General features: G+C 42.7%; 2 protein-coding genes. Both read left to right on the top strand.

Annotated features, from left to right (window positions below):
• The coding region (locus Q8P28_11455; GenBank protein MDP2683388.1) for a hypothetical protein at nt 1-343 on the top strand (343 nt) is incomplete at its 5' end.
• Between the two features lie 81 nt (nt 344-424).
• The coding region (locus tag Q8P28_11450) for a hypothetical protein (GenBank protein MDP2683387.1) at nt 425-1,226 on the top strand (802 nt) is incomplete at its 3' end.

Genomic DNA, 1,226 nt, shown 5'->3' with positions numbered 1-1,226 from the left:
ACAGGTAAGTGTACAGTTTGTCAAAGACCAACTGGTAGAAGATTCGGATTGGGCTGACCAGGTTTATATCGGAATCATGAAAAACATAGAAAGGGGATTCCTGCATGGGGCGAAGATTATTGATAAGGAAGATATACCTGCAAGCCAGAAGGGAGCTACAGCCAATTTGCTTAAGGCTATAATAGAGGCTGCGGAAGACCTGTATGGCGGTATGATACCGCAGTTCAAAAAAGAAGACAAAGGGAAACCGGGCGGGAATACCTATAATTGGATTATCAATGTTACAAGCGAGAAGTCAAAAGAATTGGTGGATAGAATAGGGAATAGGCTAAATGGAGACTGAGACACCCCAATTAGGCGAAGTCAGACAGGTCCCAATGATAAATCGTAAAGTTGCTACAATGGCAAGTAAAGGAAGGTGTCAGTGGACACAACCGTAGTCTTTGAACAACTGATTGAAGCCTGGGATACTGGCAAGCGACACGTCTGGGTGGAAGGCGGGACTGCGGCAAGTAAAACTTTTTCAGTTGTGCAACTTCTTGTGCTTATTGCTGAAAAGGCCAAATTCCCCATTCTTATTTCAATAGTAAGCGAGTCCATCCCCCATATCAAACGTGGTTGCCTGAGGGATTTCCAGAATATCATGGGCGACAACCTGATTCCTAATAATTACAACAAGACTGATTTTATCTATACATTTGATTTTGCGAAAATAGAGTTTTTCTCTGCCGATGACCCATCCAAGCAAAGAGGGGCACGGCGAGATATTCTTTTTGTTAATGAAGCAAATAACATTCCTTATGATGCTTTCAGGGAGTTAGATGCCAGAACAAAGACATTCACTATTGCCGATTGGAACCCTACAAGTGAGTTCTGGTTTCATAGTAATGATTTGGTTGATGATGAGAATAGTAAATACATTCATTGCACTTATAAAGATGCCATAAATGTTATCCCTCAGTCTGTGGTTGAAAATATATTGGGTATGGGAGCAAGAGACCCAAACTGGAAACGAATATATATTGACGGGCTTATCGGAAAAGTCGAGGGCTTGGTTCATCCGTTCTTTGAACAGGTGGATGTACTGCCTGATGGCGACCCCTTCTACGGCTTGGACTTCGGCTTTACAGGCGACCCTGCCGCGTTATCAAAACACGTCATAATCGGGGAGAACCTTTATTCCCAGGAATTGTTTTATGAAACTGGTCTTACCAATGACCAGATAG

It is taken from the genome of Deltaproteobacteria bacterium (genome assembly GCA_030690165.1).
Lineage (GTDB): Bacteria > Desulfobacterota > GWC2-55-46 > UBA9637 > UBA9637 > JACRNJ01.
Note: the sequence above shows the minus strand (reverse complement) of the source record. Positions and strands in the feature narration are given on the sequence as shown.